This window comes from Actinoplanes philippinensis (genome assembly GCF_900113015.1).
In the GTDB taxonomy this organism is placed as follows: Bacteria; Actinomycetota; Actinomycetes; order Mycobacteriales; family Micromonosporaceae; genus Actinoplanes; species Actinoplanes philippinensis.
In genome coordinates this window covers 26,237-50,806 of record NZ_FONV01000028.1, presented here as the reverse complement: position 1 = coordinate 50,806, position 24,570 = coordinate 26,237, and the positions used below count along the sequence as shown (strand labels likewise).

The window sequence follows — 24,570 nt, the reverse complement described above, 5'->3', positions numbered from 1 at the left end:
GCCAACCGTAAAAGCCCGGAAAGGCCCGTCGGGAGGTACGCTGCACCCCCATCTGCGGCGTCGACGGTGGAGGAATCATCTACCCATGGTGGAACCGACGGATGCCGGATCCCGTCCCGGACGCGAGCGCGAGCTGGCCTCGCTGTATGCCACGGCACGTGCCCTGACCGCGCTCGGCGACGTCGAGGACGTGCTGGCCTCGGTGGTGCGGCACGCCCATGACCTGATCGGGACGGACTTCACCTACCTGTCGCTGCTCGGCGACGACGGCGCGCTGAGCATCACGGCCAGCGAGGGCACCATCTCGGCGGCGTTCCGGTCGGCGCGGATCCCGCCGCACACCGGGCTCGGTGGCCGGGTGGTCGACTCGCGGGCCGCGCACTGGGTCGAGCACTACTTCGAGGGCGGGCAGCTGCGTCACGACCCCGATTTCGACGCCGTGGTCGGCAGTGAGGGACTGGTCGCGCTGCTCGGTGTGCCGCTGCTGGTGCGTGACCGGGTGATCGGCGCCCTGTTCGCCGCCCACCGCAGCCGCCGCCGGTTCCGCGCCGACGAGATCGCCCTGCTCAGCGCGTTCGCCGATCATGCCGCGATCGCTGTGGACAACGCCCGGCTGTACGAGCAGAGCCGCGGCGCGCTGTCCGAGCTGCGGTCGGCGTACCGGACCATCGAGGAGCAGATGGCGGTGATGCAGCGGGCCCAGGCCGTGCACGAGGCGCTGACCGGTGTGGTCCTGGCCGGCGGCGGCCCGGTGGTGGTGGCGGGCGAGCTGGCCGGGCAGCTGGGCGGCCGGGTGGAGATCCTGGACAGCGGGGGCGCCGTGCTGGCCCGCGGCGGCGCGGACGAGGACCGGGGCGACGGCGCCGTGGTCGCCGGGGTCGTCGAGCAGGCCCGCCGATCGGGGCGGGCGGTCACCGTGGCGGGGCCGGACGGCCGGTGGCACAGCGCGGCGACGGTCCGGGCCGGGGACAGCCTGCTCGGCACGGTGGTGTGGAGCCAGCGGCAGGAGCCGTCGGCCGTGGACGTGCGGAGCCTGGAGCTGGCCTCCCATGTCGTGGGCCTGCTGATCCTCAAGGACAACGCCGTGGCCGACGCGGCCGAACGGCTCAGTGGAGAGCTGCTGACCGAGCTCATCGTCGCCGGTCCGCAGGTGAGCGCGACGCAGCGTACCCGGGCGCGGTCTCGTGGTGTTGATCTTGATGCTCTTGACGTGGTGGCCGTCGCGGGCGCCGACGGGGTCTCCGCGGCCGGGCTGGTCCGGCACCTGCATCCGATCGCCCGGCAGGAGGCGGGCCTGGCCGGCGAACATCTCGGCCAGGCGGTGCTGATCGCCCCCGCGGCGCGGCCCGACGTGTTCGCGCAGGCCGTCCACCAGCGCCTGCGCGCCGCCTGCGGCCGACCCGTCACGGTCGTCTGCGAACGCGTCAGCGGGCACGACTGGGCGCGGGCGGTGTCGCGTGCCGGCGGCTGCACCGCGGTGGTCCGGCATCTGGGCGCGCGGGACCTGGGGACCACGACCGATCGGTTCGCGCTCTACGCGCTGGCCTTCGACGCCGACCGCCGCGACGAGCTGGACAGTTTCCTCGCCGACACGATCGGCCCGCTGCTGGAGTACGACACCCGGCGCTCGACCGATCTCGTGACCACCCTGGACGCGTACTTCGGCAACGACGGCAACCTGCGCAAGACCGCCGGCGCGCTGCGCGTACACCTCAACACGCTGCTGAAACGCCTCGACCGGGTCACCGGCGTCCTGGGGCACGACTGGCGCAACGCCGACGACCTCGCGCTGCGGCTGGCGATCCGGCTGGAAGGCCTGCGGCGGCTGGTGGTTCTTCCCTCCACTGACCGGCGGTGAACTGTGGACGCTTTTCCCCTCTGAGGCCGGCAGGCCGCTCCCTACAGTGATGGCGACCACATCAGGGAGAACTGCTTGACAGAGGAGATCACGTGCGTTCCGAGCCGGACCAACTCCACGCGATCGCAAGCCGGAAGGCGGCGTTGCGACTCCTGCCGATCCTGTGCCTGGTCTACTTCATGGCGTTCGTCGACCGCACCAACGTCGGCCTCGCCAAGACCTCGCTCGGCGCCGACGTCGGCATCAGCGCCGCGGCCTTCGGCGCCGGCGCCGGCATCTTCTTCCTCAGCTATGCGCTGCTGGAGGTGCCCAGCAACCTGATCATGTACCGGGTCGGGCCCCGCCGCTGGATCACCCGCATCGCCCTCACCTGGGGCACGATCTGCGCCTGCATGATGTTCGTCCAGGGCGAGGTCTCCTTCTACCTCCTGCGGTTCCTGCTCGGCGCCGCCGAGGCCGGCCTGTACCCGGCCCTGATGTACGTGGTCACCCTCTGGTTCTCCCAGAAACAGCGGGTCAGCGTGGTCGGCATCCTCTACCTGGCGGTGTGCGCCGGACTCGGCCTCGGCGCCCCGCTCGGCGGCGCCATCATGGAACTCGCCGGCACCGGCGGCATGTACGGCTGGCAGTGGCTGTTCCTCATCGAAGGCCTGATCACGCTCGTGGTCGCCGCCGTCTTCTGGCGTACCGTCCCGGACCGGCCCGCCGACGCGCCCTGGCTGTCCGAGCAGGAGGCCGCGGTGCTGACCGAACGGGCCGTGGCCGGCAGCGCGCCGGCGCACACCTCCCTGAAGGGCAACCTGCGGGTGGCGTTCGGCCGGCCCTTCATCCTCGCGCTCGCGGTGATCTACTTCGCCAACCAGATCAACAGCGTGGCCATCCAGTACAACTTCCCGTCGATCGTGCAGAGCCTCGGCGTCCAGGGGTCCTTCACCATCGGCGTGGTCAGCGGCAGCATCGGCATCGGCGCCCTCATCGGGGTGCTGGTCATCCCCTGGCTGCACCGCCGGGCCGGTGGCGAGCTCACCGTCCTCACCGGTGTCACCGTCGCCACCGCCGTGGTGGCCGCGATCTACACCGTCACCGACGGCGCGGTCGCCCGGATCCTGCTGATCGACGCCGCGATGATGCTGCTCATCGGCGTCCTGCCGCTCTACTGGTCGGTGGCCATGGCACGGATGACCGGCCTGATGGCCGCGGCCGGCCTCGCGTTCATCAACACGGTCGGCCTCCTCGGCGGCTTCACCGGCCCCTACCTGTACGGCTACGCCGAAGGCCGGGGCAGCGAGGCGGGCGGGCACGCCGTGCTCCTGGGCGCCGCCGTGCTCGGCATGCTGCTGCTGCCGCTGCTGGCCCACGCCCTGCGCGCCGAGGACCGCAAGCTCACCGCCGGCCCGATCCTGGAGGACGCCCGATGAAGGCTCTGTCCGCACTGCTCGGTCTGGCGCTCGCTGTCGTACCCTCCGTGCCCGCGCAGGCCGGGCGGCACGACGGCGGCGTGGTCCGGCACACCGACCTCGGCACGATCAGCGGCAGCCACTCCGGCCGGACGTACGAATGGCTGGGCATCCCCTACGCGCAGCCACCCGTCGGCGCTCTGCGCTGGCACGCGCCGGTCCCCCACCACGGGTGGACGGGCGTGCGCGACACCACCGCGTACGGCGACGGCTGCATCCAGCAGGGCCGCCTCTTCAGCCCGGCGCCCAGCGGCCCGCACTACGGCCTCGACATCCGCGACGGCCTTGGCAAACCGGTCGGCGCCGAGGACTGCCTGACCCTCAACGTCTACCGCCCGGCGACCACGCGGAAGAGGCTGCCGGTCATCGTGTTCATCCACGGCGGCAGCAACGTGGTCGGCTACTCCGCCGACCCGATGTACGACGGCAACACCCTCGCACGCCGGGCCGACGCCGTGGTCGTCACCGTCAACTACCGGCTCGGCTCGTTCGGGTGGCTCGACCTGCCGCAGCTCAAGACCGGCGATCCGGTCAACGACTCGGGCAACTTCGGCACCCTCGACCAGATCGAGGCCCTCCGGTTCGTGCACCGCAACGCCGCGGCCTTCGGCGGCGACCCGGCGAACGTGACCGCCATGGGCGAGTCCGCCGGCGCCGTCAACGTCTGGGCGCTGATGGTGTCGCCGCTGGCCGAGGGCCTGATCGACAAGGTGATCCCGCTCAGCGGCGGCCTGCTGTTCACCACCGGGGAACGTGCCCGCACCTACGCCGACGCGCTGGTGACAGCGGCCGTCGGCGACTCGGGCGACCGCGACGAGGACGTGCGCCGTCTCCGGCAACTGCCCGCCGCCGACGTCATCCGCGCCCAGGTGACCCGCGGCGCCGCCGTCGGCGACCCGCCCGCGGTGATCGCCGACGGCACGGTCCTGCCGACCGACTACCACGCCGCCCTCCGGACCGGCCGGTTCGCCGGCATCCCCGTCCTCGCCGGCAACACCCTCGAGGAGGGCAAGCTGTTCGGAGGGCTGGTCGGCGCGTACCGGCCGAGCGATTACGACCGCTTCACCCGCCAATACTTCGCCGACCCCGACACCCCTTCGCGGTACGGAGCAGACGACTTCCTCAACGACCGGTACCTGCCGGTCGACGCGCCCGGCGGGTGGAACGAGACGGCCCAGCAACTGACCGACGCCATCTTCACCGGCATCGCCGCCGACTCGATGGACTCGATGCAGGCGGCCGGAAACCGGAACCTGTACCACTACCGGTTCGGCTGGAACCAGGAGCCGAAACCGTTCGACGTCGTCTACGGCGCCAGCCACGCCATGGACCTGCCGTTCGTGTTCGGCACCTTCGACCGCGGAGTGTTCCGGTTCGCCTTCAGCCGCCGCAACGCCCCCGGCCGGTTGCAGCTGTCCGGGGCGATGATCGACAGCATCGCCACGTTCGTACGCACCGGCCGGCCGCCGCGCGACGTCCTCGGCACCCGCTGGGACCAGTGGCCACGCAGCCTGCTGCTCGACGCCGGCGACCGCACGGCAACCGCCGCATCCGGCCCGGCCCGGCGAAACCCGCCGGCGTAGCCCTGACCTGACATCGGGCACCGATCCGCCGTTGCCGTAACGGCGAGGGCCTGGGCGCGTCTGATGACAGTTCCGGGTGGTTTGCCCGGGACGGACCATATCCACAATGATGGGTGCGTGTCATTGGGGGCAGCGCTGCGCGTCGTGATCGCCGAGGACTCGGGCTTGCTGAGGGAACTGCTGGTCCGGCTGCTGACCGAGCACGGCATGGTGGTCTGTGGCCAGGCGAGTTCGCTGCCCGAGCTGCTCGCTACGGTCGCCGCCGACCCGCCGGACCTGGTGGTCTCGGACATCCGGATGCCACCCACGTTCCGTGACGAGGGCATCGAGGCGGCCGCGCAGATCCGGGCCCGGCATCCCGCGACCGGGCTGCTGATCCTCACCCATTACCCCGAGGCGGCGTACGCGGTGCGGCTCCTAGAAATCGCCGACCGTGCCGTCGGTTACATCGTCAAGGATCGGGTGCAGGACACCGCCCGGTTCCTGGAGGCGGCCCGGCGGGTCGCGGCCGGGGAGACCGTAATCGACTCCCAGGTGGTGCAGGAGATGTTCCACCGCCCGCGACCGGCCGACCCGCTGGACCGGCTCGCCCCCTCGGAACGGCGGATCCTCGCCCTGATCGCCGAGGGCCACTCCAACTCAGCCATCGCGACGCGCCTGAGCTACAGCGTCAAGACCGTCGAGAAACGGGTCACCTCGATCGGGCAGGCGCTCGGGTTGCCGTCGGTGGAGGACGACGGCCGCAGCGACGTCAACCTCAGGGTGCTGGCGGTGCTCGCCTACCTGCGGCAGACACCGCGCTGATGGTCACCCGTCCCGTCGCGGCCGGCCGGACGATCCGGCCCGCCGCGGATCCGTGGCGGCCGAGGCGACGCTGGTGGATCGGCCCGGCCACCGCGGTCGTGGCGGGATGCCTGCTGGCCGTCGCCGCGCAGTGGCCGGTGGCCCCGGCCAGGCCGGCGCTGGCGGTCGTCGACGGGCTGGTCGGCGTGCTGCTCCTGCTGACCGGCGCGCTGCTGGGTGTCGAGGACGATCAGCGTGGCAACGGGCGCCTGTTCGTCCTGGCCGGCGTGGCGTGGGCCGGGGTCGGACTGGAGAACTGGGGTTCACCGTCCCTCAAGCTCGCCGGCTGGCTGAGCAGCGGGCTGTTCGCGTTCGTCGCGCTGACCGTCCTGTTGCGGTACCCGGAGCAGCGGCTGCGGCACCGGTACGAGCGTCTGTTCGTGATCGCCGCGTTCGTGTGGGTCGAGGCGGCCGCGCTGGCCATCGCGGCCACGAAGGGCATCCCGATCCGTGGCTCCGCGCCGACGCTGCTGTTCGGCGGGCTGGCGAGCAGGCGGACGGGCTCGCTCATCGAGACGGCCGGCTGGGCGGGCCTCGTCGTCATCTCACTGATCTTCGTCGGGATGCTGGGCGTACGACTGGTCAGAGCCAAGGGCCTGCAACGCCGTACGCTCACACCGGTTTTGATCGCGGCCATCGCCGCGGGTGTCGCCATGGGGGTACGCCGGGCCGCCATCGTGCTGACCGACGCCCACGTCCTGGGAACGCTGCTGCAGCTGATCGAGCCGCTGGCGTTGATCGCCGTTCCCGGTGGTTTCCTGGTGGCGGCGCTGCAGCGGCGTCTGGCCCGGGCGGCGGTCGCCGACATGGTGCTGACGCTGACCCGGCCCGGCGGCGGCGGGGACGTCCTGCTAGCGTTGCGCACCGCGTTGCACGACCCCAGCCTGCGGATTCTCTACTGGGTCGACGACGAGGCGGGCTACCTCCGCGCCGACGGCACCCCCGACGACGCCGGCAGCACAGCGGACGACCGCCTGTCGATTCCCATCGCGGCCAGCAGCGGCGACCGGCTGGCGCTGGTACGGATGGACGCCACGCTCACCCGGCACGCGTCGATCGTCGAGGCGGCGTTGAGCGCGGCCGTGCTCGCACTGGAGAACGCCCGTCTGCAGGCCGGCATCCGGGCGCAGCTGGCGGAGGTGCGAGCGTCGCGGTCCCGGATCGTCGAGGCCGGGCTCGCGGAACGGCGACGGCTCGAACAGAACCTGCACGACGGGGCGCAGCAGCGGCTGCTGGCGCTGTCGATGCAGCTGGCCGGCCTGCGTAGCGCGGTGGCCGACGCCGAGGCCGGGCGCCTGATCGACGACGCGTCCGCCACGCTGCGGGACGCGACCCGCGAGCTGCGCGAACTCGCCCACGGCCTGCATCCGGCGATCCTGACCCAGATGGGTCTCGGCGCGGCACTCGAGTCCGTCGCGGGGCGCTTCCCGCTGCCCGTCCTCCTCGCGGTCCCGGCGAGCCGGTGGCCCGAGGCGGCGGAGCTGACGGCCTACTTCGTCGCCTGTGAGGCGATCACCAATGCCGTCAAGCACGCCGAGGCCACCCACGTCTCGGTGACAGTCACCGACGAAAACGGCGATCTGCTGGTACGGGTGAGCGACGACGGTGTGGGCGGGGCACATCGACCCGGTCACGGCTTGACCGGCATCCGGGACCGGGTGGCCGCCGCGGGCGGGACCTGGAGTCTCGTCAGCCCACCGGGCGAGGGAACGACGGTCACGGTGGCGCTGCCGATGGCGGGTTTTCCCTCCCGTGACGGCGGGCCAGCACCACGGCGCGGCATCGGGCCGGCGAACGAAACTGACTTCCGCACCGATACATCGTGGGAGGACAGATGAAGAACGTGAAGCGCGGGCTCGCCTGGGCGACGGCTGTCGTCGCGTCGCTGGCCGTCACGCTCGGCCCGATGGCGGCCCCGGCACAGGCCGCCCGAACCTGCACCGGACAGACCGACAGCAACCTGTGCCTGTGGATCGACCTGCAGAGCAACGGCGTCTACCGGATCCACGTCGGCATCGACGTCCGCTACCTCAGCCTGGCCGACGCCCAGGAGTACATCGACGACCCCGGGGACCCGTTCCGCGCGTACATCATCGGCAGGAACGGCTCGGCCCGGTTCATCGTCCCCGTGGTCGGTCTGGGCGCGTCCGCCGAGTCGGGGCTCAGCGGTGACTTCGAAACCTACGTCTCGGCCAGTGCCCTCAACGAGAACCCGAACGGCCAGGACGAGCTTCGGGCCCAGGTCCTGCTGATCGACACCGACACCAACACGGTCACCAAGACCTTCACATCGGGGAAGCTCTTCGGCAACTGGTCCTGACCTCCAGGACAGCCGGGGCGAGCAGCCGGCCGGCAGGAGAACGGCAACCGCCGCGCCCCTGCCGGCCGGCACCCTGGAGAGGCGCAGCAAGGGCGGGGCGGGCCTTGCTGCGCCTCTCCCTTGCCGAGATCCGGCCACGTTTCGGCCGACACCGACGCGGGCAACGGTCGGTGACGCTTCTTCAGCGGAGTTCGAGCTGGACCCCGTCCTCACCGAGACAGCGGACCAGATCCTCGAAGGTGACGGCGGGCAGCCAGCTCTTGCGGTCGTAGCCGGAGACCAGGTGGGTGCGTGCGACCTCGGAGTGGTGCCAGATCATGCGGAAGCCGGGAGTCGCCCCACCGTCGCCGGTGGCGGCGTTCTCATGCAGCCAGAACAGATCACCACCGAACCAGCCACCCGGGCCGTTGATCGCCTCCCCGATCGCACAGAAGAAGGCGTCGTAGTCGGTGACATGGCGGCCGTCCAGGTGATAGACCGTGCCCGCGGGCTTGTCCGGGGCATACGTCCGGTGGAGAGCGGCCGCTCGCACCCAGAGATAGCGATCGCTGCGATCAAGGGTTGCCCACTGGTTCGGCTCGGTGGGGCCACCGCCGCGCCACATGTCCCAGAGCGGACGGTCGTTGGCCGCCAGCGGTGCCGGGATCCGCGCGGTCGTAGTGATGTCGACCAGCTCCTCGCCGAGGGCGGACGGGTGGACGTCCACGACACTGCCGAGTGCCCGCTTTCCCCAGCCCATCCGGTGCGTCGTGCCGTCGACGCGTACATGCGCCAACTCGGCCTCGAAGGAACCGGTCAGTCCGGGCCGGCAACCCCGCAAGGTCACCGACGGGCCCGGCGGCCATATCTCCGGCCGCTCATGGAACAGACCCGCGACATCTCGGCATTCGCCGGCCGGTGTGTCGGAAGGAGACTCGTGTGTCCCTGACCATGCAATCAGCCGAAAGCCCGGGACAGCGGGCGGCCGGGAACGTGCGCCCCCTCGACGGCAAAGTTGCCGAACCAGGTCGGTCCGGTCCCGTTGATCGCGGCAACCAGCGGTCCGGACGGCGCGCAGTTCAACAGGGTGTAACGCTCGTACACCGGCTCCACCGGAAACACCCGGTCGGTGAAGAGCCCGTCGACGTCCACGCATTCGGTAAGGGTGGCGCCGGTCTCCAGGTCGAGCAGACGCCAGCGCAGGGGAATCGACACGGCCTGACCATAGCCGCAGCAGCCGCAGCCGCAGCCGAGAGCGAGGGCACCTGTTCCGAAGATCGGCGCCCGGCAGCCGGTCGTCCGGAGGGACTGCGCGCGCAACGGTGTGACCGTCGTTGCGCGCACAGTCTCCGACCGGGTTCTAGTTGGACGGGATGAGCCATTGCTGGTCGAGGGTTCCGATACACGGGCTGAGCCAGGCGCCGTTGCCGACGAAAGCCCCTCCGGCGCGCTCAAGGCACCGGTTGCCGGAGAGCTGTGACTTCAGGCTGGTGACAGCACCGGGTACGGAGGACCCCGGCACCCAGTTCTGACTGCTGCTCCCGTTGCACTGCGACTGGATGGTCTGGATGTGGCCGACGATCGCCGGGCCGGCGGCATTGAGGCACAGGCCGCTGCCGTTGTTGACGTAGGAGAGTCCGGACCGGGTCCAGCGCTGCACCGCCGACCCGTTGCAGGTTGCCTGAACGATCAGCTGTCCGGGACTCGTCGATCCGTTCACGGGCTGGAGGCAGACGGTCTGCATCGGATTGCTCATCTGGTCGGGGTTGGCGGCCGACGCCGGCGCCGGAAACGCCAGGACGCTCGTGGTGAGGGCCGCGATGCTGCCGAGCGCGGTCAGGAATGGACGCTTTCTCATCGGAGATGTTCCTCCCGTAGGTCACAGGGTGGCGGGCGTGACGGAGAAGCCGCCGTCCGCGCTGTTGGCGGTTGTCGTTCTGTCGTCGACAGTCCGGTGTGGAAAGCCCCCATGACAGGATTCCGGATGAATCCGTACGCGACTCCGGGCCCCGGTCCTCCCATGGGGTGTGGGTACGGATCTCAGCCTCGTACCTGAGCCGGGGACCGCGCCGTGGTGGCAGCCCGCCACGGTGGTAGGGAAAACCCGCCACGATCTGCGGATCCCCACGACGACGGCCGCCCCGAGCGGGAGGGCTCGGGGCGGCCGTTGCGGGATCCGGGCCTACCGCGCGGTCGGGACCCACAGGAGCTGCTCGTTCACCGTGGCGGTCCGGCCGGACACGATGGTGATGATGTCGGCCGACTCCCAGTCGCTCTTCTGGTACGAGTACTGGCTGCGCCCGCCGACGGTGAACTCCACCTTGTACCGGCCCGGCTCCAGCAGGTTGCTGAAGTCGAAGGTGCCGTCGGCCGCGGTGTCGGTCTGCGAGGGACCTGCGGTGTCGACGTTGGTGAAGGTGACGTACGCCCCGCTCACCGGCGCCCCCGCGGCGTCGGTGAGCCGGCCGGCGATCCCGGACAGGGCGACCGCCTGGTCGGAGACCTGCACGGTCCTGCCGGACGGCACGAAGAACCGGGTGGCCTGGGCCGGGTCGAAGGTGTGCGGGACGTACTGGCTGAGCGAGCCGACGCTGTAGGAGACCGTGAACGTGGCGTTCGGCTGCACCTTGATCCGGAAGGTGCCGTCCGCCGCGGTCAGCCCGGCGGAGCCGGACGAGGTGTCGACGTTGGTGATGTTGACGGCGGCGTTCGCGTTCGGGGTGCCGTCCGGGTTGAGCAGTTTGCCGGCGAGGATCCCGGCGGCGGTGACGGTGCTGTTGACGACCGTGGCCCGGTTGGCCCGTACCGGGAAGGCCGGGGCCTGCGCGGCGTCGGTGATGCGGCCCGGCGCCCACTCCGACCAGCCCGACTGGCCGATCGAGATCTTGTAGCTGCCCGGCTTCAGGTCGGTGATGCTGAACCGGCCACGCTCGTCGGCCTGCCGCTCCTGGACGGCGCCGCTGTTCGGGTCGAGGTGGACGGCGATGTAGGCGTTGGCGACGACCGCTCCGCGGGTGTCGCGGACCTGGCCGGTGATGCTGCCGGTGGCTTCCGCGGCGAACGCCGGGCCGGCGGCGCCGGTGCTCGCGATCGCGATTCCGGTCAGGGCGGCGACGAGAACCTGACGGCGACGAACTGGTGTGACGTGCACTTTCTGCTCCCTCGTTGTGCGGTGTGAGCAGCACGCTAGGCAGCGCCGATCACCCGCACCGGCACCCGCGTTCCCGGGTGGCACGAAGGCGGTAGTGTCCACACAGGACTTCATCGGTGGGTTACCTGGCGTTCGGTGCGGACAACCCTGTGGTTCGCTGCCCGCACCGCCCGCCGCGATTCAGTGTTCGCGGCGATAGTGCAGGAAGATCGCGCCGTTGCTCAGCGGCTCCGCCGAGACCAGCTCCAGCCGGCGTGTGCCGGGCAGCCCGCCCTGGTGGAGCGTCGGGCCGTGGCCGGCGATCCGGGGGTGGACGAGCAGCCTGTACTCGTCGATCAGGTCGAGCCGGTCGAGTTCGGTCGCGAGTCTGCCGCTGCCGAGCAGCACCCCGGCCGGGGTCGCGTCCTTCAGTTTCTGCACGCCCTCGCGCAGGTCGCCGCTGATGTGATGGCTGTTGGTCCACGGGAAGTCCGTGCGCGTCGACGACACCACGTACTTGGGTTTGTCCTCCAGCTTGGCCGCCCACTCGCGCTCGGCCGGCGGCGCCTCCTCGTCACCGCGGGCGACGGCCGGCCAGTAGCTCTCCATCATCTCGTAGGTGACGCGGCCCCACAGCATGGCGCCGGACTCGTACATGAGCCGGGTGAACAGGGCGTGCGTCTCGTCGTCGACGATCCCCTCCTGGTGGTCGACGCAACCGTCCAGGGTGACGTTGAGGCTGAAGGTAAGGAGTCCCATGACCGGCGACTCTAACGGCACCACGGCCGGCGGATCAGCGCGTTCGTTACCTCCGGGGTAATCGTCACCGGATCGGGACGGCGGCACGATCAGGCGTACCACCATTTCGGGGAGGATCGCCATGACCGCCTATGCCGTCGCCCACCTGCGCACGCTCTCGGACCACGACGACGTGCTGACCTACATCGAGAAGATCCAGGACACCATGCAGCCGTACGGGGGACGCTTTCTCGTTCACGGCGCCGCCGCCGAGGTGGTGGAGGGCGAGTGGCCGGGCGCGCTGGTCGTGGTGTCGTTCCCCGACCTGCGGGCTGCTCACGACTGGTACGCGTCACCGGCGTACCGGGAGATCCTGCCGTTGCGAACCGACCACATCGCCGGTGACGTGGTCCTCGTCCAGGGCGTGGAACCGGACTACGACGCCCGGGCGACCGCGGCCGCGATCCGCGCGGCCCGCGGCTGCTGACGAGCCGCGGTTCACGGCGGGGTTCTCTCTACTCGGACGCGAACGGATGACGGAGCCGGTCCATCGCCTGCTCGCTGCGGTCCGAATCACGAAGCGCCGGCGCCGGATCCGCCGCGGTCGACGCGGCGAGGAACGGGGCCAGACGTCCGGCGGCCGCGCCAGGGGCCGTACGCCGGGAGTCCGGAGGATCGGGAAGCCGGTGGGGACCAGGCCGGTCGGGCGCTGTGGTGTCCGTCGTCATCGGGGCCTTTCTCGAACGGCCCGCACGCCAGGGCACGGAGGCCGCGAAATATTGGATGAACAGTTCCAGAAAATTGCGGTGCGGAAATGCCGAACGGCGGCTCGCTGAACCAGTCGAGCCGCCGCCGGTGTGGTGCGCCGATCAGAGAGGGCGAATGTTCTCGGCCTGCGGGCCTTTCTGGCCCTGCGTGATCTCGAACTCCACCCGCTGGTTCTCGTCGAGACTGCGGAAGCCGCTCGTCGCGATCGCCGAGAAGTGGGCGAACACGTCGGGGCCGCCGTCGTCCTGGCTGATGAAGCCGAAGCCCTTGTCGCTGTTGAACCACTTCACGGTACCTGTGACCATGTCTTTTTCCTTACCAAGCTGTCGGAATCCGCACCGCGCGGACTCTCCCGCCGCCGTGTTGATCACCCGCGTCGTATCGACGCGTTAAACGAAAAAAGCACCTGGACGGGTTCAGATAACCCATCAGGCGCCGAAAACGTCTACGGAAATCAAAACTGCAACGCGGCCAACCGTAACACAGAAATCCAGCCGCCGCCCGGGGATCCTGCCACCGGTTTCCGGATCGGCGTCGCTCGACGCCGATTCCGCGGCCGGCGTCGGCAGGAGTCGTCCGGCGATCAGGTCACCGCGCGGGCGCTCGACATCGACCGGTACGCCGGCCACCTGACGGGTCCCGGCGGCGGGATCGGGTAATAGCCTCGGCTGCATGGGTTTCGAGGTTGCCGCTGAGGCGTACGGAAGGTTCATGGGCCGGTTCTCCGAGCCGCTGGCCGGGGCGTTCGCTGATTTCGCGGGCGTCGGGCCGGGGCGGCGGGCGCTCGATGTCGGGTGCGGGCCGGGAGCCCTGACGGCGGAGTTGGTCCGGCGACTCGGCGACGGGCACGTCACCGGGATCGACCCGTCGGAGGCGTTCGTGGCGGCGAGCCGGGCACGGTTCCCGGGTGTCGACGTCCGGCTCGGCTCGGCGGAGGATCTGCCGTTCGGTGACGACGTCTTCGACTGTGCGCTGGCGCAGCTGGTGGTGCACTTCATGGCCGACCCGGTGGCGGGTCTGCGCGAGATGGCCAGGGTCACCGGGCCCGGCGGGACGGTCGCCGCCTGCGTATGGGATCACGCCGGTGGCAACGGACCGCTGTCGCCGTTCTGGTGGGCGGTCCGTGACCTCGACCCAGGCGCCCCTGACGAGTCACGGCTCGCCGGCACCCGGGAGGGCGAGCTGGGCGACCTGCTGACCGCCGCCGGGCTGCGTGACGTGACGTGCGACGTGCTGACGGTCACCACCCGGTTCGCCGGCTTCGACGAGTGGTGGGAGCCGTACACGCTGGGTGTCGGGCCGGCCGGTGACTACGTGCGCGGCCTGGAACCGGATCGCCGGGAGGCGTTGCGTGCCCGGTGTGCGGCCGTCTTCCCCGGTCAGGGGCCGTTCGATGGCACCGCCGCGGCGTGGACGGCACGCGGCCTGGCCTGACCGCGGCAGTTTAGGAACGATCGTTCTTGACTGATCGTTCCTAAACTGCCTAGCATGATGGCCATGGGGCGACCACGGGGATTCGACGAGGAGACGGTGACGGCCGCGGCGGCGGCCCTGTTCACCACACGTGCCTACGACGGCGTCGGCGTCGACGATCTCGTCCGGCAGCTCGAAGTGCACCGCAACAGCCTCTACAAGACGTTCGGCAGCAAGCGCGGCCTCTATCTGGCCGCCCTGCGCTGGCACGTCTCGCACGTCCTGCAGCCGCTCACCCAGCGGCTGCGCAGCGAGAAGGACACGGCCCGGTTCCTCGACGCCGTGATCCACCGCGGCGAGCTCGATCTGCTGCTCCTGGCGGCGGTCGAGCGCGCCCCGGCCGACGCCGAGGTCGCCACCGTGGTGACCTCGGCGTTGCACCTCCTCGACGAGGCCCTCGCCGAAACGCCGATCCTGCCTCCCGGCCGGACCACCGCGATCACGCTGAGCGAACTGCTGGGTGAGCGACTGCGCATGCGCGTGACCACGGCCTCCACAGACCAGAAAGGGAACCTCTGATGGCTCGCGTCACCACCGAGAACGGAAACCTCGTCGTCGAGATCGAAGGACTCGACAAGCTCTGGTCCCTCAAGAGCAGCCTCACCATCCCGCTGGCCAACGTGCGCGGCGCGACCGCCGACCCGGGCATGGTCAAGGAGCCCAAGGGCCTGCGCGCGCCCGGCACCCACCTGCCCGGAGTCATCACCGCGGGCACCTTCCACCAGGACGGTGAGCGGGTCTTCTGGGATGTCCGCGACGGCGCCCGGGCCGTCGTCATCGAGCTCGCCGACCAGCGCTACGCCCGGCTCGTCATCGAGGTCGCCGACCCGGCCGCCACGGTCGACCTGATCGAGAAAGCCGTCACCCGATGAAGCCGCTCTCCCGGGTCCTGCCGGCCGCCGTGCTCGCCGTCGCCGTCGCCGTGCCGACGCAGGCCACGGCCGCCGCACGCATCGTGCCCGCGGCGGATCACGAGGTCACCTTCGCCGTGGACGGCACCACCACCCACGGCACCCTGCACCTCCCGGCTCACCGGCCGGGACACCGGCTGCCGGCCGCTCTGCTGCTGCCGGGCAGCGGGCCCACCGACCGTGACGGCAACCAGCCGCCCGCCCTCACCCCCAACACCCTCGCCGGCCTCGCCGCCGCGCTCGGCTCGGACGGGGTCGCGACGCTCCGGTTCGACAAGTACGGCACCGGCCGCACCGGGCTCGGCGCCTACACCGGCCGCCCGGAGGACCTCGATCACCCCGCGTTCGTGCGGCAGGCCGACGCCGCATACCGGCTGCTCAGCAGCAGACCGCAGATCGATTCCCACGCGGTACGCCTCATCGGGCACAGCGAGGGCGCGATGACCGCCCTGGTCGTCGCCACCACGGCCCGGCCCCGTCCGGCCGGAATCGCCATGCTGCAGCCCCAGGCCATGCGGCTGCTGGACGTGATCGCACGCCAGCTCCACGACCAGCTGACCGGGGCGGCCGCCGCGGGCCAGCTCACCGAGGAGCAGAAGCAGGCCGCGATCCTGGCCGTCGACCGGGCCGTGGCCGACTTCCGCGCCCATCGCCCGGTGGACACCGCGACTCTCCTGCCGCCGATCGCCGCGCTCTTCCAGGCGCTGGAGGGTGTCAACCGCCGGTTCGTCGCCAGCGACGACAGCGTCGACCCGGCGCGGGTCGCTCGGCGGCTCCCGGCCGGCATGCCGGTGCTGCTCACCTGCGGGACCGCCGATCCCCAGGTGCCCTGCGACACCACCGACGCGCTGACCACCGCGTTGCGTCGCGCCCACACCCGCGGCCCGGGCCGGGTCGTCCTCCCCGGCGTGGGCCACAGCCTCGACACCAGCGCCGCACCAGGTGTCCTCGCCCCATCCGTCCTCGCCGCGCTACGCGATCTGCTGCGCCCGTGACCCGCCCGCAGCGGTCTGCGACTTTCGTTGACGTGCGGGGCGCTCGCGTTCGCACGAAGGCCTGACGATTCGCGTACCCGATTTCGGAAGTCTTGAGGTGTCCCCAAGACGACGGAGGAATCGGAATGCGCAAGGTTCTCATCGGCATCGCGGTCGTTCTCACGGTCCTGTGTGGCGGCCTCGGATGGGTCGCCTACCGGTGGATCGACGCCGGACTGGATCTGAGCAAGGCCAGCATCACCCGCGCCGAGTTCGACGCGCAGAAGGAGGGAGCGGCACAGACCCAGGTGCTGACCGCCCTGCCGGAACCACTGACGGACATCGAGGAGAAGGACCTCTACGGCGGCGACTCCGGCCGCAAGGGCGCCCCGGCCGGCGCGACGTGCGTCTACTACGGAATCAGCCCGCTCACCGGTGACGGCCCGGACCTGTGGCGTTTCTGTTTCGTCGACGGCAAACTCGCCGAGAAGAGCGCCGTCACCATTGCGGCACAGCGATGACGCCGCTGATGATGGCCGGCCTGGCGCTCGGCGGAGCCGGCCTGGTGATGCTCGTCGTCGCGCAGTATCTGGGCCATCGAGCGGTGACCGCGCCGGACCCGGACGCCGTCCGTGCGGAGGTCAGGGACACTCTGGGTCGCGACGGCCACGCGGCATCGGTCAGGATCTACCGCGAGCGGACCGGTGCGGGTCTGCTCGAAGCCCACGACGCGGTCCGCCGGATCGCCCGCGAGAGCCACTGAGGAGATGCGGTGACCATCAGCCGATGGCGGGAGCGGATCGCCGCCGCCGGCGCCTGGCGCCTGACCTACGAGGCCGGCCTGCTGATCCTGGTGACGGCGGGCGCCACGGTCGGGGCCGTCACGGCGGACCTGTACCCGCTCGCGCCGTGGCTGGTCGGGTTCACCACCGCGGTGCTGATGGTGTCGCGGCTGGTCGACCCGCTCGGCACGTACGTGGTGGCGGCGTTGATCGGCCTCGGCACCGGCGGCCTGGGCGTCGTGCCGATGGTGGTGCTCAGTGCGTCCCTGAGCTACCGCGCCACCCGGGTGTGGCAGGTCGCGGCCGGTCTGGCCACCGGCTGGGTGTGCTTCGTGCTGTCGGTGCTGTGGGAGACGCCGCTGACAGTGGAGTGGGGGGTCCTGGTCTCGGCCATGTACGCGCTGCTGGCCTGCGCGCCGGCGGGTGTCGCCCGGCTGGTGCGCCGGCGGCGGACACTGCTCGCCGCGATGCACCACCGCAACGTGCAGCTGCACAGCGGGCAGGCCGAGGTGGCCCGGCAGGCGCAGATCCGCGAACGAGCCCGCATCGCCCGTGACCTGCACGACTCGCTCGGCAACCGGCTGACGCTGATCTCCCTCTACGCCGGGATGATGCAGACCGACGAGGCGCAGCTGATCCGGCAGGCGTCGTCGGCGGCGATGACCGAGCTGCGGCAGATCCTCGGACTGCTCGCCCAGGACGGCACCCAGCCGTCGGTGCGGCCACTGTCCGGCCTGGACGAGCTGGTCGAGCAGGCGCGGGCCTCCGGCGCGCAGGTCGAGATCGCCCGGGAGGGCGAGCCGCGACCGCTCACGGCGATGACCGAGCACGCCGCCTACCGCGTCATCCAGGAGGGCGTCACCAACGCGCTGCGGCACGCTCACGGCGGTTCCATCAAGATCCTTCTGCGGTACGAACCTGATGCGCTGATCGCGGCGGTCACCAACACGGCCGGCCGGCGTACGGCTCAGGTCACGTCCGGGCAAGGCCTGCTCGGGCTGGCCGAACGAGTCCGGGTCGCCAACGGCGTGCTGTTCCACGGGCCGGCGCCCGACGGCGGCTTCCGTCTGGCGGCGACCCTCGCGTACACCGCTGACGAGCCGGCGCCCGCCGCCGCCCCCACCGGCGGGCCGGACTTCGTGGCACTGGTCGAGCGGCACGGCCGCCGCTCGCGGATCGTCATGGTGGCCACTGCCGTGTCGATCGCCGGGTTCCTGGTGCTGTGCGGGGCCGGGATCTGGCTGACCACCGCCCTCGTATCGGTCGACCGGGCCACCTACGACGCGATCCGGATCGGTCAGCCGGAGACCGACGTGCGGGCCAAGCTGCCGCCGCCCGACGAGGCCGCCACGGGCGTGCCCGACGGCTGTGCCGACTATCCGGCGGCCCTGCTCGAACAGCTGCGCACCGAGTCCGACGAAATGATCTACCGTTTCTGCTTCCGGGACGGGGTCCTGGTGGACAAGCAGGTACGGGAGGGGAAGCCGTGACCGAGACGCTGCGGGTCGTTCTGGCCGACGACGACTCGCTGATCCGCACCGCGATCGACGCGATCCTGCGGCCGGTCGACGGCATCGACCTCATCGCCCAGGCAGCCGACGGCCGGGCCGCCGTCGACCTGGCGGTGCGGCACCGGCCGGACGTGGCGCTGCTGGACATCCAGATGCCCGTCATGGACGGCCTGGCCGCGTTGCGCGAGATCCGCCGGCTGGCGCCCGCGGTACGGGTGGTCGTGCTGACCACTTTCGGACAGGACGAGTACGTGGCGCAGGCGCTCACCGACGGCGCGGCCGGGTTCCTGCTGAAGGAGTCGGCGGCCGAGGAGCTGGCGTACGCGATCCGTGCCGCGGCCGCCGGGAACGCCTACCTGTCCCCGAGGATCACTCGTCAGGTGCTCGACCGGCTGCCGGCTCCGCCCGTACGCCCGGATCGGGATCTTGCCCTGGTCGAGGGTTTGAGCGGCCGCGAGCGAGAGGTCCTGGTCCTGCTGGCGCAGGGATTGTCCAACGCGGAGATCGGCCAGCAGCTGTACGTCTCCGAAGGCACCGTCAAGACGCACGTCTATCGCCTGTTCACCAAGCTGAACTGCGACAACCGGGTCCAGGCCGCGATGCTCGCCCAGCGCGCCGGCCTGCTCGGCTCCTGACCGCCTCAGCAGAGGGCGTCGGCGTTCGCGTCGACCCAGACGGCGTCGCGCCGGTAGAGGGCGGCGTGGTCGGACAGGTGCTCCCGGCCCGAGGTGGCGCGGGCCTCGGTGAAGGCGGCGAGGTCGTGCAGCCGCTGGACGACAACCGGCAGGACGACTGACGGATCCGGCCGGTGGCCGTAGGTGTCACAGAGCAGGCGCAGGCGTCGGGACCGCTCCGTGACGGAGCTGCCGAGGCCGTCGCTGTTGGCCGGGTCGGTGAGCGGCACGATCCGGTAGGCCAGATAGGCGAGATCCCAGACACGGGGGCCGGGCGAGGCCGTGTCCCAGTCGATCACCGCTGTCAGCCGCTGCTCGTCGAACACCATGTTGTACGGCGCGAAGTCGTTGTGACAGATCACCTCGACCGGACGGTGCGCCGGCACCTGCCACGTGGCGCCGGCGACATCGAAGTCCGCGCTCGCCTCGTGGAAGGCCACGAGGAATCGCGCGGTGTCGACGAGCACGGCGTCCGACCACACCCAATCCGGCAGCGGGTATCGGGGAACCACACCAGCGAGGTAGGAGACGTTGTCACGGCCGTGCTCGTCGGCCCCCAGCGGCTCCGGGACACCGTTGATCCCGCGGTCGCGGACATGGTGCAGCAACCGCTGGATCGTCGGACTCCACGGCCCGGCAGTCCGCCGCACGGTCCCGCCGACGCGAACCGCCCCGCCCATGTTCCCGCCGTCGAAGACCTCGTCCACGAGAGGCATTCTCCCCCGAACCGCCTCGAACGCGGGTGACCAGCGTCTGCTGCCGACGCAACCACTACCATTATTGATATCGATACTGATAGTGTTCCTCGCGTGGAGATGTCGAGGGACCGCTGGGCGGAGCTGGCGCTGCATCCGGTGCGCATCCGGATCTTGAGGGCTGTCGCCGGCGCACGGCTGACCACGCACGACCTCGTGGCGCTGCTGCCGGACATCCCGCACGCCACGCTGTACCGGCACCTCGCCACGCTGGTCAAGACCGGTCTGATCGAGGTGGTGGACCAGCGCCGGATTCGTGGTGCCGTCGAGCGGGTCTACGCGCTGCCCGCCCACGGGGCCACGTTGGACGCCGCCGCCCTGGCCACGGCGACGCCCGAGGATCACGCCCGGTATTTCACCGCGTTCGTGTCGAGCCTGTTGTCCGAGTTCTCCCGCTACCTCGCCAGGGAGCGGATCGACTTCGCCGCCGACGGCGCCGGATACCAGCAACTCGTCCTCCATCTGACCGACGCGGAGCTGGCGGCCTTCGCCGCCGACCTCAACCAGATCATCGGGCCGCTGCTCGGCAACCAGCCCGGCAACGGCCGGGTGCCTCGGCTGCTGGCCACCGTCCTGTTGCCGGCCGACCAGCCGACGGCCGCCGAGGCCACCCGGCGGACGCCGGAGCGCGAAGACGGTTCCGGCACGAGAGAAGGGAGTGACTGATGGCATCGATCACCGCTGACGACGCCTTCGTCGACCGCCAGAGGATCGAGGTCTCCCACCTGACCAAGCGGTATGGCACGGTCGCCGCCGTCCGCGATCTGAGTTTCACCGTGGAGCCGGGCGTGGTCACGGGGTTCCTGGGGCCGAACGGGGCCGGTAAGACCACCACTCTGCGGATGCTGACCGGCCTGGTGGCGCCCACGTCCGGCACCGCGACGATCGGCGGCCGGCCGTTCGGACAGTTGAGGCGACCGTCGCGCACCGTCGGCGCGATGTTCGACGCGAGCGCCTTCCACCCCGGTCACACCGCCCGGGACCATCTGCGGGTCTACGCCGCGATGGGCGGCCACCCCGACAGCCGGGTCGGCGACCTGCTCGCCCTGCTCGATCTCACGGAGGCCGCCGACCGCCGCACCCACGGGTTCTCCACCGGCATGCGACAGCGGCTCAGCCTCGCCACCGCACTGCTCGGCGACCCACCCGTGCTGCTGCTCGACGAGCCGAGCAACGGCCTCGACCCCGAGGGCACACTGTGGCTGCGCGGATTTCTGCGCCGGCTGGCCGACGAGGGACGTACCGTCCTGATCTCGAGCCACGTCCTCAGCGAGATGCAGCAGCTTGTCGACGACGTGGTGGTGATCCGGCGTGGCGAGCTCGTCGCCGCCGGCCCCTGGTCGCGGCTGGCCGGATCGCCGGCGGTGCTGGTGACCTCGCCGGACGCCGACCGTCTGGCCGCTGTCCTGCGAGGCGCACGGCCGGACGGCGCACCACAGGTCGAGGACCTCGGGGGCGGCCGGCTTCGCGTGCACGGACTGGACGCACCCGGCATCGCCGACCTCGCCGCGTCACACCGGCTGCGGGTGCACGAACTGGTCTCCGACGAAACCAGCCTCGAACAACTCTTCCTCGACCTGACCGCAGACAAGGCAGCCACCCCATGAGACACCTGGTCAGAGCCGAATTCCGCCGGCTGCTCGCCACCCGCATGTGGAGTGGCCTCCTGCTTCTCGCAGCCCTGATCGGGGGCGGCATGATGGGCGCGATGGCGCTCGTCGGGCCGGAGAACTTCGACCCGCCCATGCCCGGCCTGGACACCGAAACCGGCATCCGCTCGATTCTCGGCTTCCTCGGCTACACCGCGTTCGTGCCGGCCGCCGCCGGGGCGCTCGCCGTCACGTCCGAGTACCGGCACCGCACCGCCGCCGTCACGTTCCTGTTCGCCCCTCGCCGCTGGCAGGTCCTCGCCGCCAAACTCACCACCTACGGCGTCGCCGGACTGGCCTACGGGCTGATCCTCGCCGGCACCGCCGCTGCGGCCCTGCTCACCGTCACCACTCTGCGCGGCATCTCGCTCGGCCTGCCGACCGGCACCGTGCTCACGCTTCTGGCCCGCATCGGCCTGGCCATGGTCGCCTACCTGTTGATCGGCGCCGGCGTGGGGGCGCTGCTCCGCAACCAGGTCGCCGCCCTGTGCGTCGTGATCGGCTACGTGTACCTGGGCGAACCGCTGCTCATGATGATCCCCGGCGTCAACGCCTCTACCCGATCCTGCCCGGCGGCGCCACGGCCTCCCTCACCGGCTTCACCTACCTCACCGACGCCGTCTCGCAGGAGGTCGGCAACTCCACCGTCGGTCTGCTCCCCCCGGCCGCCGGAGCGCTCCTGCTCACCGCGTACGCCCTCACCGCCGCTCTGATCGCCGTCATCCTCCCCATGCGCCGCGACATCACGTGACCCGATGTCGCATCGTGGCACCGGTTGTCCGAGACGGAGATGCCCGCCCCGGAACGCTTCTACGTCCTCGCCGTCCGGGTCTCCAGCCGCCGTTTCAGGTCCGGCCAGTCGTCGTCGACGATCGCGTAGAGGACCGTGTCACGCCACGAGCCGTCGGCGCGACGACGGTGCTTGCGCAGCACCCCCTCCTTCTGCGCGCCCAGGCGTTCGATCGCGGCCTGCGCACGCACATTGAGGATGTCGGTGACCAGCGGCACCCGTACCGCGCCGAGGGTTTCGAAAGCGAACGCCAGCATCAGCAGTTTCGCCTCGGCGTTGATCCCGGACCCCCACCACTGCCGGCCGAGCCACGAGTAGCCGATCATCACCGTGCGCAGCCGCGGATCCGGTTCGGCGAACGAGGTGGTGCCGGCGAACCGACCACTCGCCACCTCGATCTGGGCGTACGGCAGGGGCGGGCCGTCTACGTTGCGGGCACCAAGGAAGCGGTCGAACCGGCCTCGATCGCCTCTCGGACCTTGCCGAGCGCGTCGCGGATCATGGCGCCGTAGTCATCCACCGGGAGTTCGTCGAGAGCGGCGACGGCCTCGCCCAGGAAATGCCGCGCCTGCTTCTCGTGTCCGGCTCTGCGGTGCGCGTCAGCCAGGTTGAGGTGCAGCGAAGGAAGGAAAGCCCGCGCCCGCCACGTGTCGTCGAAAGCGCGGGTCCCCTCGTCGGTGAGATCCGGGAACGCGGCCAGCGCCAGTTCGTCCCACCGTAGCTCGTCCTCCACCGAATCCTGCAGGTCAGCGAGATAGTGCGCGATGGTGCATCGGTGCAGGGCGTCCTGGGTGGTCTCCCACAGAAACTCCAGGGCGGCACGGGCACCGGCCCGGTCGCCCGCGATGTTCAGCTCCTGGGCCTTGCGGATCTCTTCCATCACGACATCAGGCATGGCTCGTCCTCCGGTCAGCGGTCCCGCGACGCGCAGAGGCGCACGTCGTCCCACCGGGGCAGAGCTTCGGGCCTCCACCAGGTCGAGGGTCAAGACCAGGCACCGGCATTCTTGAGCGCTCACCCGGTGTGCCGATTGACGTCGATCCGCCGGAGGGCCCGGACCTGGGCGGTCAGCAGCATCGCTGCCGCCGCGATGGCCGCGCCCGTGACGGCGACCGCCGTCGTTCCGAACGCCGCCGCGAGAATCGGTGCGGACAGCTGACCTGCCGGGGACGACATCGACGACCAGAACTCGTCGTGGGCGCCGACCCGGGAGAGCAGCCGCTCGGGTATGTGGGTGTTGTTGACGGTCTCCCAGACGACGGTGAAGAACTCGGCGGCCGCCCCGGCGAGCAGCGACGCCGCGGCCAGCCACCACACGCCGGCGCCGGCGCCGAGCAGGAACAGCGGCAGAGTGGCCAGCGCCATCGCGGACAGGGCCGGCACCATCGGCCGCCGCATCAGGGTCAGCTTCACCAGGGCCGCGCCGGCCAGCAACGCCCCTGCGCCGCGGGCGCTGAGCACCAGGCCCCAGCCTGTCGCGCCGATCGTGCCGGCGGCGATCACCGGGCCGAGGATCTGCCAGAGGCCCAGGTTGGTGGCGTTGAAGACGGCGAACGCCAGCGTCACCGACCAGATCCAGGAGTGGGACCGGAAGTATCGCCAGCCTTCCTGGAGGTCGCCGAGCATGGTCGGGCCGTCCTCGGCGCGAGGTGGCCGGGCGGGCAGCGACATCCGGGCGAAGCAGGCGGCCGCGAGCAGGAAGGTGACGGCGTCGACGGCGATCGCCCAGCCACCACCGGCGGAGGCGGTCAGCAGCCCGGCGACGGCCGGGCCGGCGATCCGGGCGGTGTTCCCGGCGGACGCCAGCAGGGAGCTGGCCTGTTGAAGGCCTCGGCCGACGGCCAGGTTCGCGAGGATGCCGCGGAGGGCGGGCCTGGTCAGCCCCTGGAAGACGCCGTTGACGGCGGACAGCGGCAGCAGCAGCGCCGGATGCTGGCAGGTGAGCAGGACGACCGCGACGCCGGTCTGGGTGAGGCCGGCGCCGACGCTGGTGAGGCGCAGTACGGTGTCACGGCGGTAGCGGTCGGCGACACCGCCGCCCAGCAGCATCGTCGCGACCATCGGGATCAGCGCCGCGGCAGTGACCGCCGACAGCCACACGGCACTGCCGGTGATCTCCAGGACGCCGAAGGCGAGGGCGACCGGTGACATGAAACTGCCGGTCATGGAGATCGATCGGCCGAGGAGGAACCACCGGAACGCGGCGGAGCGCAGTGGCCGGGTAGCCGCTCCCGCCGAGGACACGAGCAGCCACGCTGCCACGGCGCGCCGGATGCATCAACCGGTTTCGGACGAGCCGGGTGGGATCGGCCGGTCCTGGCCACCGTCGGAGAACCCACGAAGTGCCGGCTGTGACGGAGCTGCGCCCGATTGGC

29 protein-coding genes are annotated in these 24,570 nt (G+C 71.1%); 18 read left to right on the top strand and 11 right to left on the bottom strand.

The window, feature by feature from the left end; all coding sequences use genetic code 11:
• Positions 1-85 precede the first annotated feature (85 nt).
• From BM290_RS43820 to BM290_RS43795, 6 genes are all read left to right on the top strand, one after another.
• On the top strand, positions 86-1,858 hold the full coding sequence (locus BM290_RS43820) for a helix-turn-helix domain-containing protein (RefSeq protein WP_093621925.1): 1,773 nt from the start codon (positions 86-88) through the stop codon (positions 1,856-1,858).
• A 92-nt stretch (positions 1,859-1,950) separates the two neighbouring features.
• Positions 1,951-3,276, top strand: coding sequence for an MFS transporter (locus BM290_RS43815; protein ID WP_093621924.1), 1,326 nt, complete (start codon positions 1,951-1,953; stop codon positions 3,274-3,276).
• Positions 3,273-4,898 carry a carboxylesterase/lipase family protein gene (locus BM290_RS43810; RefSeq protein ID WP_093621923.1) on the top strand — a complete coding sequence of 542 codons (1,626 nt, stop codon included), beginning with the start codon at positions 3,273-3,275 and terminating at the stop codon, positions 4,896-4,898. The genes BM290_RS43815 and BM290_RS43810 overlap by 4 nt, the downstream gene beginning before the upstream one ends.
• A gap of 117 nt (positions 4,899-5,015) precedes the next feature.
• Positions 5,016-5,702, top strand: coding sequence for a response regulator transcription factor (locus BM290_RS43805; RefSeq protein ID WP_307837929.1), 687 nt, complete (start codon positions 5,016-5,018; stop codon positions 5,700-5,702).
• Positions 5,702-7,579 carry a sensor histidine kinase gene (locus BM290_RS43800; protein WP_093621921.1) on the top strand — a complete coding sequence of 626 codons (1,878 nt, stop codon included), beginning with the start codon at positions 5,702-5,704 and terminating at the stop codon, positions 7,577-7,579. Before BM290_RS43805 ends, BM290_RS43800 begins: the two co-directional genes overlap by 1 nt.
• The gene (locus tag BM290_RS43795) at positions 7,576-8,061 is read left to right on the top strand and encodes a hypothetical protein (RefSeq protein WP_093621920.1); all 486 of its coding nucleotides are present in this window, start codon (positions 7,576-7,578) and stop codon (positions 8,059-8,061) included. The genes BM290_RS43800 and BM290_RS43795 overlap by 4 nt, the downstream gene beginning before the upstream one ends.
• 181 nt (positions 8,062-8,242) lie before the next feature.
• Here the strand turns inward: BM290_RS43795 and BM290_RS48895 are convergent, their stop codons facing one another.
• From BM290_RS48895 to BM290_RS43770, 5 genes are all read right to left on the bottom strand, one after another.
• Positions 8,243-8,836 (bottom strand): barstar family protein, encoded by a 594-nt coding sequence (locus BM290_RS48895; RefSeq protein WP_177320147.1) that lies wholly within the window; start codon positions 8,834-8,836, stop codon positions 8,243-8,245.
• Between the two features lie 161 nt (positions 8,837-8,997).
• Positions 8,998-9,255, bottom strand: coding sequence for a hypothetical protein (locus tag BM290_RS48890; RefSeq protein WP_177320146.1), 258 nt, complete (start codon positions 9,253-9,255; stop codon positions 8,998-9,000).
• Positions 9,256-9,400: 145 nt separating this feature from the next.
• Entirely contained in the window at positions 9,401-9,898 is a 498-nt protein-coding gene (locus tag BM290_RS43780; RefSeq protein WP_093621917.1) for an RICIN domain-containing protein, read from the bottom strand.
• 324 nt (positions 9,899-10,222) lie between these two features.
• Positions 10,223-11,191 carry a carboxypeptidase-like regulatory domain-containing protein gene (locus tag BM290_RS43775; protein WP_177320145.1) on the bottom strand — a complete coding sequence of 323 codons (969 nt, stop codon included), beginning with the start codon at positions 11,189-11,191 and terminating at the stop codon, positions 10,223-10,225.
• A 180-nt stretch (positions 11,192-11,371) separates the two neighbouring features.
• On the bottom strand, positions 11,372-11,929 hold the full coding sequence (locus BM290_RS43770; RefSeq protein WP_093621915.1) for a dihydrofolate reductase family protein: 558 nt from the start codon (positions 11,927-11,929) through the stop codon (positions 11,372-11,374).
• 121 nt (positions 11,930-12,050) lie between these two features.
• On the opposite strand from BM290_RS43770, the gene BM290_RS43765 reads away from it, so the two are divergent.
• Positions 12,051-12,395: a DUF1330 domain-containing protein gene (locus BM290_RS43765; RefSeq protein WP_093621914.1), complete on the top strand. Its 345-nt coding sequence runs from the start codon at positions 12,051-12,053 to the stop codon at positions 12,393-12,395.
• 382 nt (positions 12,396-12,777) lie between these two features.
• Here the strand turns inward: BM290_RS43765 and BM290_RS43755 are convergent, their stop codons facing one another.
• Positions 12,778-12,981 carry a cold-shock protein gene (locus BM290_RS43755; RefSeq protein WP_093621912.1) on the bottom strand — a complete coding sequence of 68 codons (204 nt, stop codon included), beginning with the start codon at positions 12,979-12,981 and terminating at the stop codon, positions 12,778-12,780.
• 123 nt (positions 12,982-13,104) lie between these two features.
• Entirely contained in the window at positions 13,105-13,350 is a 246-nt protein-coding gene (locus BM290_RS47865) for a hypothetical protein (RefSeq protein ID WP_143134169.1), read from the bottom strand.
• Here BM290_RS47865 and BM290_RS43750 point away from each other — a divergent pair.
• The 8 genes from BM290_RS43750 to BM290_RS43715 all read left to right on the top strand — a co-directional run bounded on the left by BM290_RS43750 (position 13,349) and on the right by BM290_RS43715 (position 18,962).
• On the top strand, positions 13,349-14,110 hold the full coding sequence (locus BM290_RS43750) for a class I SAM-dependent methyltransferase (RefSeq protein WP_093621911.1): 762 nt from the start codon (positions 13,349-13,351) through the stop codon (positions 14,108-14,110). The two genes, BM290_RS47865 and BM290_RS43750, sit on opposite strands and share 2 nt — an antisense overlap.
• Positions 14,111-14,173: 63 nt before the next feature.
• Positions 14,174-14,668, top strand: a complete 495-nt coding sequence (locus tag BM290_RS43745; RefSeq protein ID WP_177320144.1) for a TetR/AcrR family transcriptional regulator — start codon at positions 14,174-14,176, stop codon at positions 14,666-14,668.
• The gene (locus BM290_RS43740) at positions 14,668-15,021 is read left to right on the top strand and encodes a hypothetical protein (protein ID WP_093621910.1); all 354 of its coding nucleotides are present in this window, start codon (positions 14,668-14,670) and stop codon (positions 15,019-15,021) included. Before BM290_RS43745 ends, BM290_RS43740 begins: the two co-directional genes overlap by 1 nt.
• Positions 15,018-16,055: an alpha/beta hydrolase family protein gene (locus BM290_RS43735; RefSeq protein ID WP_093621909.1), complete on the top strand. Its 1,038-nt coding sequence runs from the start codon at positions 15,018-15,020 to the stop codon at positions 16,053-16,055. The genes BM290_RS43740 and BM290_RS43735 overlap by 4 nt, the downstream gene beginning before the upstream one ends.
• A gap of 125 nt (positions 16,056-16,180) precedes the next feature.
• Positions 16,181-16,555, top strand: coding sequence for a hypothetical protein (locus tag BM290_RS43730; RefSeq protein ID WP_093621908.1), 375 nt, complete (start codon positions 16,181-16,183; stop codon positions 16,553-16,555).
• The gene (locus BM290_RS43725; protein WP_093621907.1) at positions 16,552-16,797 is read left to right on the top strand and encodes a hypothetical protein; all 246 of its coding nucleotides are present in this window, start codon (positions 16,552-16,554) and stop codon (positions 16,795-16,797) included. Before BM290_RS43730 ends, BM290_RS43725 begins: the two co-directional genes overlap by 4 nt.
• A gap of 9 nt (positions 16,798-16,806) precedes the next feature.
• Positions 16,807-18,306: a sensor histidine kinase gene (locus BM290_RS43720; RefSeq protein ID WP_093621906.1), complete on the top strand. Its 1,500-nt coding sequence runs from the start codon at positions 16,807-16,809 to the stop codon at positions 18,304-18,306.
• Positions 18,303-18,962 (top strand): response regulator, encoded by a 660-nt coding sequence (locus BM290_RS43715; protein WP_203779193.1) that lies wholly within the window; start codon positions 18,303-18,305, stop codon positions 18,960-18,962. The genes BM290_RS43720 and BM290_RS43715 overlap by 4 nt, the downstream gene beginning before the upstream one ends.
• Before the next feature lie 5 nt (positions 18,963-18,967).
• On the opposite strand, the gene BM290_RS43710 is transcribed toward BM290_RS43715, so the two are convergent.
• Positions 18,968-19,708: an aminoglycoside phosphotransferase family protein gene (locus BM290_RS43710; protein WP_203779195.1), complete on the bottom strand. Its 741-nt coding sequence runs from the start codon at positions 19,706-19,708 to the stop codon at positions 18,968-18,970.
• Between the two features lie 108 nt (positions 19,709-19,816).
• Between BM290_RS43710 and BM290_RS43705 the strand changes: the two genes are divergently transcribed.
• The 3 genes from BM290_RS43705 to BM290_RS43695 are packed head-to-tail and all read left to right on the top strand — an operon-like array spanning position 19,817 to position 22,118.
• The gene (locus tag BM290_RS43705) at positions 19,817-20,422 is read left to right on the top strand and encodes a helix-turn-helix domain-containing protein (protein WP_093621941.1); all 606 of its coding nucleotides are present in this window, start codon (positions 19,817-19,819) and stop codon (positions 20,420-20,422) included.
• Entirely contained in the window at positions 20,422-21,363 is a 942-nt protein-coding gene (locus tag BM290_RS43700; RefSeq protein ID WP_093621904.1) for an ABC transporter ATP-binding protein, read from the top strand. The genes BM290_RS43705 and BM290_RS43700 overlap by 1 nt, the downstream gene beginning before the upstream one ends.
• Positions 21,360-22,118: an ABC transporter permease gene (locus BM290_RS43695; protein ID WP_239143426.1), complete on the top strand. Its 759-nt coding sequence runs from the start codon at positions 21,360-21,362 to the stop codon at positions 22,116-22,118. Before BM290_RS43700 ends, BM290_RS43695 begins: the two co-directional genes overlap by 4 nt.
• A 97-nt stretch (positions 22,119-22,215) precedes the next feature.
• On the opposite strand, the gene BM290_RS43690 is transcribed toward BM290_RS43695, so the two are convergent.
• The 3 genes from BM290_RS43690 to BM290_RS43680 all read right to left on the bottom strand — a co-directional run bounded on the left by BM290_RS43690 (position 22,216) and on the right by BM290_RS43680 (position 24,439).
• Positions 22,216-22,593 carry a GNAT family N-acetyltransferase gene (locus BM290_RS43690; RefSeq protein WP_275413212.1) on the bottom strand — a complete coding sequence of 126 codons (378 nt, stop codon included), beginning with the start codon at positions 22,591-22,593 and terminating at the stop codon, positions 22,216-22,218.
• A gap of 26 nt (positions 22,594-22,619) precedes the next feature.
• On the bottom strand, positions 22,620-23,090 hold the full coding sequence (locus tag BM290_RS43685; RefSeq protein ID WP_093621902.1) for a hypothetical protein: 471 nt from the start codon (positions 23,088-23,090) through the stop codon (positions 22,620-22,622).
• 119 nt (positions 23,091-23,209) lie between these two features.
• Positions 23,210-24,439, bottom strand: coding sequence for an MFS transporter (locus tag BM290_RS43680; protein ID WP_275413214.1), 1,230 nt, complete (start codon positions 24,437-24,439; stop codon positions 23,210-23,212).
• Positions 24,440-24,570 lie beyond the last annotated feature (131 nt).

Excerpts from the sequence above, each read along its gene's own strand:
- BM290_RS43765 (WP_093621914.1), top strand. The coding sequence starts at position 12,051 with ATGACCGCCTATGCCGTCGCCCACCTGCGCACGCTCTCGGACCACGAC.
- BM290_RS43745 (WP_177320144.1), top strand. The coding sequence starts at position 14,174 with ATGGGGCGACCACGGGGATTCGACGAGGAGACGGTGACGGCCGCGGCG.
- BM290_RS47865 (WP_143134169.1), bottom strand. The coding sequence starts at position 13,350 with ATGCAGCCGAGGCTATTACCCGATCCCGCCGCCGGGACCCGTCAGGTG.
- BM290_RS43755 (WP_093621912.1), bottom strand. The coding sequence starts at position 12,981 with ATGGTCACAGGTACCGTGAAGTGGTTCAACAGCGACAAGGGCTTCGGC.
- BM290_RS43810 (WP_093621923.1), top strand. The coding sequence starts at position 3,273 with ATGAAGGCTCTGTCCGCACTGCTCGGTCTGGCGCTCGCTGTCGTACCC.
- BM290_RS43725 (WP_093621907.1), top strand. The coding sequence starts at position 16,552 with ATGACGCCGCTGATGATGGCCGGCCTGGCGCTCGGCGGAGCCGGCCTG.
- BM290_RS43695 (WP_239143426.1), top strand. The coding sequence starts at position 21,360 with ATGAGACACCTGGTCAGAGCCGAATTCCGCCGGCTGCTCGCCACCCGC.
- BM290_RS43800 (WP_093621921.1), top strand. The coding sequence starts at position 5,702 with ATGGTCACCCGTCCCGTCGCGGCCGGCCGGACGATCCGGCCCGCCGCG.
- BM290_RS43730 (WP_093621908.1), top strand. The coding sequence starts at position 16,181 with ATGCGCAAGGTTCTCATCGGCATCGCGGTCGTTCTCACGGTCCTGTGT.
- BM290_RS43795 (WP_093621920.1), top strand. The coding sequence starts at position 7,576 with ATGAAGAACGTGAAGCGCGGGCTCGCCTGGGCGACGGCTGTCGTCGCG.
- BM290_RS43740 (WP_093621910.1), top strand. The coding sequence starts at position 14,668 with ATGGCTCGCGTCACCACCGAGAACGGAAACCTCGTCGTCGAGATCGAA.
- BM290_RS43705 (WP_093621941.1), top strand. The coding sequence starts at position 19,817 with ATGTCGAGGGACCGCTGGGCGGAGCTGGCGCTGCATCCGGTGCGCATC.
- BM290_RS43685 (WP_093621902.1), bottom strand. The coding sequence starts at position 23,090 with ATGCCTGATGTCGTGATGGAAGAGATCCGCAAGGCCCAGGAGCTGAAC.
- BM290_RS43820 (WP_093621925.1), top strand. The coding sequence starts at position 86 with ATGGTGGAACCGACGGATGCCGGATCCCGTCCCGGACGCGAGCGCGAG.
- BM290_RS43770 (WP_093621915.1), bottom strand. The coding sequence starts at position 11,929 with ATGGGACTCCTTACCTTCAGCCTCAACGTCACCCTGGACGGTTGCGTC.
- BM290_RS43780 (WP_093621917.1), bottom strand. The coding sequence starts at position 9,898 with ATGAGAAAGCGTCCATTCCTGACCGCGCTCGGCAGCATCGCGGCCCTC.
- BM290_RS43750 (WP_093621911.1), top strand. The coding sequence starts at position 13,349 with ATGGGTTTCGAGGTTGCCGCTGAGGCGTACGGAAGGTTCATGGGCCGG.
- BM290_RS43735 (WP_093621909.1), top strand. The coding sequence starts at position 15,018 with ATGAAGCCGCTCTCCCGGGTCCTGCCGGCCGCCGTGCTCGCCGTCGCC.
- BM290_RS43700 (WP_093621904.1), top strand. The coding sequence starts at position 20,422 with ATGGCATCGATCACCGCTGACGACGCCTTCGTCGACCGCCAGAGGATC.